Below are 8286 nucleotides of genomic sequence, written 5' to 3'. Positions count from 1 at the left end.
GTCTGGCGCGCGGCCGATCGTACACGAAGAACTACGAGCGGGTCGGCACGGTCAAGGCCGGTACCAACTACTTCTACTGCCAGGCGAACCTGAACCGCCGCGAGACGTACGGCAAGTGGACCAACGTCTGGTGGGCCAGGACCGACGACGACAGCGGCAACACCGGGGTCTACGTCAGCGTCGTCTACCTCAAGGGCGGCGAAAACGACCACCCGGTCCCGGGCCTGCCGACGTGCTGACGGCGGGCACGCCCCCGCCCTCTTCGCCCCGTCGCTTCTCCCCGCCCCCCTTGCCGCCCCTCCCGCCTGCCCCGACGCTGCCCGTAGGCACGCTCCATCCCACACCCGGCCTTGGGCAGAGAGGCAGCCGCCATGACGAACGCGCAGATGTGGGCCCTGATCATCGGATTCGTCTCCCCCCTCCTCATATCCGCCGTCAACCAGCCCCACTGGCCCAGCGCCGCCCGTGCCGCCGTACAAATCACCGTCTCGGTCCTCGTCGGCCTCGGCACGGCCTACTTCGCCGGCGACTTCGCCGGCAAGGACATCGTCACCAGCATCCTCATCGCCTCCGTCTCAGCCATCAGCGCCTACAAAGGCATCTTCAAACCCACTGGCGTATCTCCCACCGTGGAACACCTGACGTCCCCAAAGCCCCGCCCGTAGCAGATGAGTTACGGGCCGGCTCTTGTCATTCACCCGGCACATTGCCGTGTCTCCCGCACCCGCGAGGCATAGGCAGCGATCGGTCCGTCCTGGCATCGCCTGAACCGTCACCAGTGCCCTTCCTCGTGCGCGGAGATGTTGAGGGGTGCCTTGATTTCGTCGGCCGTCTTGTCGATGAATTCGCGGGTGACGGTGGCGTTGCAGCCTGACCAGGTGGCTTTGCGGGCGCGGGATGCGAGGTGGTCCCCGGCATCGGCCTTCAGGGAATCGAGCTTGGTGACCATGGCCGACCAGTCGTCCACGGCCTCGCGGAGCTGGGCCAGGTGTCCGAGCCGGAGAGCTTCCAGGTCCATCAGCGCCGCCTCCTCTCGGTGAATCCCGCGTCCAGCGCGGAGATGCCGCTGAAGACCGTTCCGAGCTGCTGCTCCTGGCCGGCGTGGAGCTTACGGGTGAAGTCGGGATGCCGGGAGACGTGGGCGCACGCGTCGAGGAGCGTGCGTAGGTGAGTCACCCAGCGGGTGGTGACGTGGTCCAGCGCGCGGCCGATGCCGAAATCGTCCCGGAGCGCGCTCGCGGCTCTGAGACTGCTGAGACGGGCATGGTCACCGTCCTTGCCGAGCCGCTGGTGCGGGGCGTACGCCGCCTCGCCGATGGCGGCGAGATCCCGTTGACCGACGGCGAGGCCGGGCCGGCCGGAGGGCGGTGCACCGCGTTCCGGGCCACGGCCCTGCGTACTGCCGCCGGGCCGAGCGGCTGCCGGCGGTTCAGGGGCGAGACCGGCCAGGGACATGCCGGTTTTGAGGGAAGACCACTCGTGCTGGAAGGACACCGCGCTGAGAGCCCCCTTCGGGACAGGTTCCGTGGACCTCGGCCGGGTCTCGGCCGGATGAGCGCCGACTGTCGCACACCTATGAGCACACCGGAGGCGGTGACGGCGGCGGAGGGGCTGTACACGGCGGGAGCACGGGCGGGCGGAGCTGGGCCGGGCGGAACGATCCGACGTGGCGCGTCGTGAGGGTTCGTGCGGCATGGCGAACCGGGGCAGGAACCGGAACGAGAAGTCCGTACCAGGCGGTGAGTTACGGCGCGAGGGGTTGACAGGGGTGGGGACCGGTCGGGAGGAGGGGCCGTGCGTGGCGCGTTTCCGTGGCAGGGTGTTGCGGGCAACTCACAGGGGTCTAGGGATGAGGGGGAACCGTGATCGTCTGGCTGAACGGCGCGTTCGGTGCGGGCAAGACCACCGCGGCACAGGAACTCTTGGACCTGCTCCCCGGGAGCACGCTCTACGACCCCGAGCTGGTCGGCCATGGTCTGAGGGAGATGCTTCCGGCCAAGCGGCTGGACGACGTCGAGGACTACCAGGACCTGCCGTCCTGGCGCAGACTCGTCGTCGACGCGGCCGCCGCGCTGCTCACGGAGGTGCCGGGTCCGCTGATCACGCCGATGACCCTGTTGCGGCAGGAGTACCGCGACGAGATATTCGGCGGACTGGCCTCGCGCCGCATACCGGTGCGGCACGTACTGCTGCATGCGGAGGAAACGATCCTTCGTGAGCGGATAGCGCGCAGGGAAGAGGCTGCTTCGAATGGACCGAGCGGATCCAACGGGCTGAGCGGACCGGATGGATCAGGTGGAGCGGGCGGGCCGGGTGGGTCTGCCGGGGCGCGCAGACCGGTCGCGGCCGACGGCGCGGGCGGACCGCACGAGACCGCTGCCGCCGTGCTGCCCGGGGAGCGCCCCGCCGCGGCGGCTTCCGAGGTCACCGCGGCCGCGCGGACCCGCAAGCGGAGCCTGCGGCAGCTGGCGCCGTACCGTGAGGCGCTGGGCTGGCTGCGCGAGGACGCGCACGTCATCGACACCACCGGCATCGGCCCCCGGCAGACCGCCGAGCGCATCGCCGAGGCCGTGCGGAACGGCGGCGGCGCCTGCGACATCGTGCAGACCCCCGAACCGACCGCCGAGACCCTGGCCGCCGGCGTACTGCTCTTCGACGAGGCGGACCGGGTACTGCTGGTGGACCCGACGTACAAACCCGGCTGGGAGTTTCCCGGCGGGGTCGTGGAACCGGGCGAGCCGCCGGCCCGGGCCGGCGTACGGGAAGTGGCCGAGGAACTGGGCATCCAGCTCCCCGCCCTGCCGCGCCTGCTCGTGCTGGACTGGGAGGCGCCGGTGCCGCCCGGCTTCGGCGGGCTGCGGATGCTGTTCGACGGCGGGCGGCTGCCCGAGGAACAGATACGGGACCTGCTGCTGCCCGGTTCGGAGCTGCGCGACTGGCGGTTCGTCACGGAGGACGAGGCCGAGTCGATGCTGCCGCCGGTGCGCTGGAACCGCCTGCGCTGGGCCCTCCGCGCCCGCGCCCAGGGCCGCGCGCTCAACCTGGAGGCGGGCGTACCGGTGGGGTGAGGCCCGCCTCTATGCAGGACGCGGGGAGGCGATCCCGCGTCCCGTCGGATGCGGCGGTGCGGCGGTGCGGTGGGCCGGTGCTGCGCCCGCTGGCGTGTGGGGGCGAGTCGGGCCGATGCCGCGCCCCTCGCCACGCGCGGCGGCGCGCCTCAGCCCGGCCACGCCCGTCAGCCCGGCGGTGCCCCTCAGCCCGGCCGCGCCTGTCAGTCCGACCGGGCCCGGTCGGCCGGGCGGCACCCCCGCCAGCCCGGCCGCGCCCCGTACGTACCCCCTACGCCCCCGCCTTGCTCCCCGCGTACTTCTGGAGGAACAGCGCCTCGGCCAGGGACAGGCGCTCCAGTTCCTCCGGGGAGACGCTCTCGTTCACCGCGTGGATCTGGGCCTCCGGCTCGCTCAGGCCGATCAGCAGGATCTCCGCGTCCGGGTAGAGCGCGCCGAGCGTGTTGCACAGCGGGATCGAGCCGCCCATGCCGGCCGCCTGCATCTCCGTGCCGTCGTACGCCTCGCGCAGCGCCGCCGCCATCGACTCGTACGCCGGGCTGCTCAGGTCGGCGCGGAACGGCTGGCCCTGGCCGATCTGCTCGACCGTCACGCGGGCGCCCCACGGCGCCGCCGCCTCCAGGTGCGCGGTCAGCAGCTTGGCCGCCTCGGCGGCGTCCTGGCCCGGCGGCACCCGCAGGCTCACCTGCGCCCGCGCGCTCGCCTGCACGGACGGGGTGGCGCCGACGACCGGCGGGCAGTCGATGCCGATGACGGTGACGGCCGGGCGGGCCCACACCCGGTCGGCCACGCTGCCGGAACCGATCAGCTCCACACCGTCCAGCACCTTGGCGTCCTGGCGGAACTCCGCCTCGTCGTACTGGAGCCCGTCCCAGGTACCGTCCGCCGTCAGCCCGTCGATCGTGGTCGAGCCGTCCTCGGCCCGCAGCGAGTCCAGGATGCGGATCAGCGCCGCGAGCGCGTCGGGCGCGGCGCCGCCGAACTGCCCCGAGTGCAGGTTGCCCGCCAGGGTGTCCACCTGGACGCGGAGCATCGCCATGCCGCGCAGCGAGGCGGTGACGGTCGGCAGGCCGACGCGGAAGTTGCCGGTGTCGCCGATGACGATGGCGTCGGCGGTGAGCAGGTCGGGGTGGGCCTCCGCGTAACGCTCCAGGCCGCCCGTGCCCTGCTCCTCCGAACCCTCGACGATGACCTTGACGTTGACCGGTACGCTGCCGTGCTCCTTGAGCGCGCGCAGCGCCGTCAGGTGCATGATCAGGCCGCCCTTGCAGTCGGCGGTGCCGCGGCCGTACCAGCGGCCGTCGCGCTCGGTCAGCTCGAACGGCGGGCTCAGCCAGGCGCTCTCGTCCAGCGGCGGCTGCACGTCGTAGTGCGCGTACAGCAGGACGGTGGGGGTGCCGGCCGGGCCGGGCAGGAAGCCGTAGACGGACTCGGTGCCGTCCGGGGTCTCCAGGACCGCGACGTCCTCGAAGCCCTCGGCCCGCAGCGCGTCCGTTATCCACCGGGCCGCCGCCTCGCACTCGCTCTTCGGGAACTGCGCGGGGTCGGCGACCGACTTGAAGGCCACCAGCTCGGTCAGTTCGGCCCTGGCGCGGGACTGCAGCGCGGCGACGGTGGTGGCGAGCGGGCTGTCAGGCATGGAACGCTCCTTCTGGGCGCGACGTCGTCCTGGCGGGACGGTGCCCGCGGTGCCCGCCGGGGCCGTGGTCGAGGGATGGTGCCAGGGCGCCCGGAGCGGCGCGGATCCCGTCCGTGGTGTGTCCGTACGGCCCGTGGCACGTGGGAGCACGTGGTGCACGAGGCCGTGCGTCCGTACGTTACGCGTCCGTACGTAGGGGATGGTGCCTCCGATCTTCCCACAGGGACGTTGGGGGGCGGCGAGGCGTTGTTTCCGGCGGACGCTTCGGTGGTGGGCGGGTCGTTCTTCCGCGGAGGCCTCGGCGGTCGGCGCGCTTCTTGTGGGGTGCGTTTCCTTGGGGTACGTCCATCGTCGGTGAGCTGTTTTTCCCGCGGGCGGCGGGGCGATCGGCCGGGCGTTCTTTCCATGGGCACGTTCGCGGCCGGTGAGCCGTTCTTCCCGCAGGCGCTTCCGCGATCAGCGAGCCGTAGGATGCGGGCGGTACGCGCACGGTGCCGGCGTACGCGCAAAGGGGCGGACGGTACGCGCAGCGGTGCGGGCGGAACGCGCCACGGCGCGGGTGGCAGCCGGCGGTACGCGCCACGGCGCGGGCGGCGGGTGCCGCCGGGGACCGCGCCGGGCGGCCGTGCCAGGAGAGCCGGGCATTCGTGCCAGGGATTCGATCGGAGTAGCAGTACAGGTGAGCAGCGAGAGCGCAGACCGGGACGGCCGGACGGTATGGGACGTGGTGGTGGTCGGCGCGGGGCCAGCAGGCGCCTCGGCCGCCTACGCCGCGGCCTGCACGGGACGCCGCGTACTCATCCTGGAGAAGGCCGAACTTCCCCGGTACAAGACCTGCGGCGGCGGCATCATCGGCCCCTCCCGTGACGCGCTCCCGCCCGGCTTCGAGCTGCCGCTGAAGGACCGCGTGCGCGCCGTGACGTTTTCGCTGAACGGCCGGCTGACGCGCACGCGCCGCTCCCGGCAGATGCTCTTCGGCCTCATCAACCGCCCCGAGTTCGACGCCCAGCTCGTCGAGGCCGCGCAGAAGGCGGGCGCCGAGCTGCGTACGGGCGTCACGGTCAGCCGCGTCGAGCAGCACGGCAGCGCCGTCCCCGACCGCCGTACCGTCGCCGTCGTGCTGAGCGGCGGCGAGACGGTGCTGGCGCGTGCGGTGGTCGGCGCCGACGGCAGCGCGAGCCGCATAGGGGCGCACGTCGGGGTCAAGCTCGACCAGGTGGACCTGGGGCTGGAGGCGGAGATCCCGGTGCCGCCGACGGTCGCCGAGGACTGGGCAGGCCGGGTACTGATCGACTGGGGCCCGATCCCGGGCAGTTACGGCTGGGTCTTCCCCAAGGGCGACACGCTGACCGTCGGCGTGATCTCCGCGCGGGGCGAGGGCGCGGCCACCAAGCGGTACCTGGAGGACTTCATCGCGCGGCTCGGCCTCGCCGGCTTCGAGCCGAGCATTTCCTCGGGCCACCTGACGCGGTGCCGCGCCGAGGACTCGCCGCTGTCCCGCGGCCGGGTGCTCGTCTGCGGCGACGCGGCCGGGCTGCTGGAGCCGTGGACGCGCGAGGGCATCTCCTTCGCGCTGCGGTCGGGCCGGCTCGCGGGGGAGTGGGCGGTACGGGTCGCCGAGGCGCACGACGCGGTCGACGCGCGGCGCCAAGCGCTGAACTACGCCTTCGCGATCAAGGCCGGGCTGGGCGTGGAGATGAGCGTCGGCCGCCGGATGCTCGCGGTCTTCTCGCGCCGCCCGGGCCTGCTGCACGCCGCCATAACGGGCTTCCGCCCGGCCTGGAACGCCTTCGCGAAGATCACGCGCGGCACCACCACCCTCGCCGAACTGGTCCGCACCCACCCGGTGGCCCACCGCGCGCTGTCGATGCTGGACGGCGGTACGGAGGCCAGGGATGCCAACGGCGACAAGGGCGCCAAGGGCGGCGCGGGCACCAAGGACGGCGCTGACGCCAAGGGCACGGAGGCCGAGGACAGGGACGGCAAGGGGAAGGACGCCAAGGCGGGCAACGGGTGACGGCCGGCAAGGGGGAAGGACGCCAAGCGGGCAAGGGGTGACGGGCGGCATGGGCTGACCGAGGGCATGGGCTGACCGGCGGCATGGGGTGACCGGCTGACCGACTGGTCGGCTGCTTGCCCGGTTGGGCCTGAGGTAGCCGTCGTCACTCGGTCGGCGTGATGCGGAAGACCGGGTGGTTCGGGGCGGCGGCGAGGAGTACGTCGTCGCCCGAGCGGGCGTTCACCTCGCCGAAGTACTGCTTCACCTCCCAGCCCCAGCGCTCCAGGTACGCACGCAGGATCGCCGGCCGCTCGGCGGGCGGCACCTCCACGGCGGTGAACGCGCGCGTCCTGCGCCCCACCCGCAGCTGACCCCCGCCGGCCGCCCGCATGTTGCGGACCCACTCGGAGTCGCCGCGCGCCGAAACGAGGTACTGGGCGCCCTCGAAGGTCAGCGGATTCACCGGAACCCGCCGCCACTCGCCGCTCTTCCGCCCTCGCACCGCCAGGTCCGCGCTCCCGGCGAGGCTGATCCCCCGCCGGGCCAGCCACCCGATGAACGCGTTGAGCCGCGCCCCGAGCCGACCGGGCCGCAGGTACCGCCCCGACGGCTGGGCACCTTGGCCGCTCGCGGAGCCGCGCACGGCTTCATGGGTCACGTCGTGCGGGGCGTCGTTCGTGACGTCGTTGGTGGCGTCGCTCGTGGCGTCGCTCGTGACGTCGTGCTGGGTCTCGTTCATGGTGGGTGGCCCTTCTGGTGGGAGTGGGAGCCGCCGAGGAGGCGAGAGCGGCGCTGCCTTCCGAGAGCATTGCTCCCTCACAAGAGCACTGCTCACGTTCAAGAGCAGTGTGCGCCACCCCGGCACGGCAAAGCAAGAGCACTGCTCTCCTATTTGGAGCACCGCTCTCGTTGTGGGGCGCCGCTCCCCGACATGGCACACTGCTCCGCATGACTGCGATCAAGGGCGCCAGGGAGCGGGCCCGCGGCGAGATCACCGCCGCGATCAAGGACGAGGCCCGGCGGCAGCTCGCCGCCGAGGGAGCCGCGAAGCTCTCGCTGCGCGCCGTCGCCCGCGAACTCGGCATGGTCTCCTCGGCCCTCTACCGCTACTTCCCCAGCCGCGACGACCTGCTCACCGCGCTGATCCTCGACGCCTACAACGCCGTCGGCCAGGCCGCCGAGACCGCGCTCGCGGAGACGGACGCGCGGGCGAACGCAGGGACGAAGGCGGGGGCGAAAGCGGGGGCGGCCGCAGGCCGGAGAGGCAGTGGTGGCGCCACTCCGCCGCCCGCTGTCCGCTGGACCGCCGTCTGCCACGCCGTACGGAAGTGGGCGCTGGCGCATCCGCACGAGTACGCGCTGCTCTACGGCTCGCCCGTACCGGGGTACCACGCTCCCGACGCGACCGCCGAGCCCGCCGGCCGGGTGGCCCGGGCACTGATCGAGGTCGTGCGGGACGCGTACGTGGCGGGCGCTCTCCGGGAGCCCTCCGAGGCGCTGCCGGACGCCGTGGTCGGCGACATGCTGGCGCTGGCAGCGGAACAGGGCGTGGAGCTGCCCGCCGTGGTGGTGGCCCGGCT

8 protein-coding genes and 1 pseudogene are annotated in these 8286 nt (G+C 72.8%); 5 read left to right on the top strand and 4 right to left on the bottom strand.

Translation table 11 applies throughout. The annotated features are described in order from the left end of the window. Both C3486_RS35635 and C3486_RS35630 read left to right on the top strand, forming a co-directional pair. Nucleotides 1-239: pseudogene (locus tag C3486_RS35635) on the top strand (serine/threonine protein kinase); the annotation flags it as partial. A 132-nt stretch (nt 240-371) separates the two neighbouring features. After that, nucleotides 372-665, top strand: coding sequence for a hypothetical protein (locus tag C3486_RS35630; RefSeq protein WP_103837008.1), 294 nt, complete (start codon nt 372-374; stop codon nt 663-665). Between the two features lie 107 nt (nt 666-772). Here C3486_RS35630 and C3486_RS35625 read toward each other — a convergent pair whose 3' ends face one another. Both C3486_RS35625 and C3486_RS35620 read right to left on the bottom strand, forming a co-directional pair. Beyond that, entirely contained in the window at nt 773-1018 is a 246-nt protein-coding gene (locus tag C3486_RS35625; RefSeq protein WP_103837007.1) for a hypothetical protein, read from the bottom strand. Then, on the bottom strand, nt 1018-1455 hold the full coding sequence (locus tag C3486_RS35620) for a hypothetical protein (RefSeq protein ID WP_103837006.1): 438 nt from the start codon (nt 1453-1455) through the stop codon (nt 1018-1020). The genes C3486_RS35625 and C3486_RS35620 overlap by 1 nt, the downstream gene beginning before the upstream one ends. A gap of 407 nt (nt 1456-1862) precedes the next feature. Between C3486_RS35620 and C3486_RS38450 the strand changes: the two genes are divergently transcribed. Beyond that, nucleotides 1863-3068, top strand: coding sequence for an NUDIX hydrolase (locus C3486_RS38450; protein ID WP_258053197.1), 1206 nt, complete (start codon nt 1863-1865; stop codon nt 3066-3068). Nucleotides 3069-3339: 271 nt separating this feature from the next. On the opposite strand, the gene C3486_RS35605 is transcribed toward C3486_RS38450, so the two are convergent. Then, on the bottom strand, nt 3340-4707 hold the full coding sequence (locus tag C3486_RS35605; protein WP_103837005.1) for a dipeptidase: 1368 nt from the start codon (nt 4705-4707) through the stop codon (nt 3340-3342). A gap of 679 nt (nt 4708-5386) precedes the next feature. Between C3486_RS35605 and C3486_RS35600 the strand changes: the two genes are divergently transcribed. Beyond that, nucleotides 5387-6724 carry a geranylgeranyl reductase family protein gene (locus C3486_RS35600; protein WP_103837004.1) on the top strand — a complete coding sequence of 446 codons (1338 nt, stop codon included), beginning with the start codon at nt 5387-5389 and terminating at the stop codon, nt 6722-6724. Nucleotides 6725-6869: 145 nt separating this feature from the next. Here the strand turns inward: C3486_RS35600 and C3486_RS35595 are convergent, their stop codons facing one another. Beyond that, nucleotides 6870-7301: a nitroreductase family deazaflavin-dependent oxidoreductase gene (locus tag C3486_RS35595; RefSeq protein WP_258053198.1), complete on the bottom strand. Its 432-nt coding sequence runs from the start codon at nt 7299-7301 to the stop codon at nt 6870-6872. Nucleotides 7302-7654: 353 nt separating this feature from the next. On the opposite strand from C3486_RS35595, the gene C3486_RS35590 reads away from it, so the two are divergent. Then, the coding region (locus C3486_RS35590) for a TetR/AcrR family transcriptional regulator (RefSeq protein WP_103837002.1) at nt 7655-8286 on the top strand (632 nt) is incomplete at its 3' end.

This window comes from Streptomyces sp. Ru73 (assembly GCF_002920575.1).
GTDB lineage: Bacteria > Actinomycetota > Actinomycetes > Streptomycetales > Streptomycetaceae > Streptomyces.
This window is presented reverse-complemented; position numbering and strand designations above follow the sequence as displayed.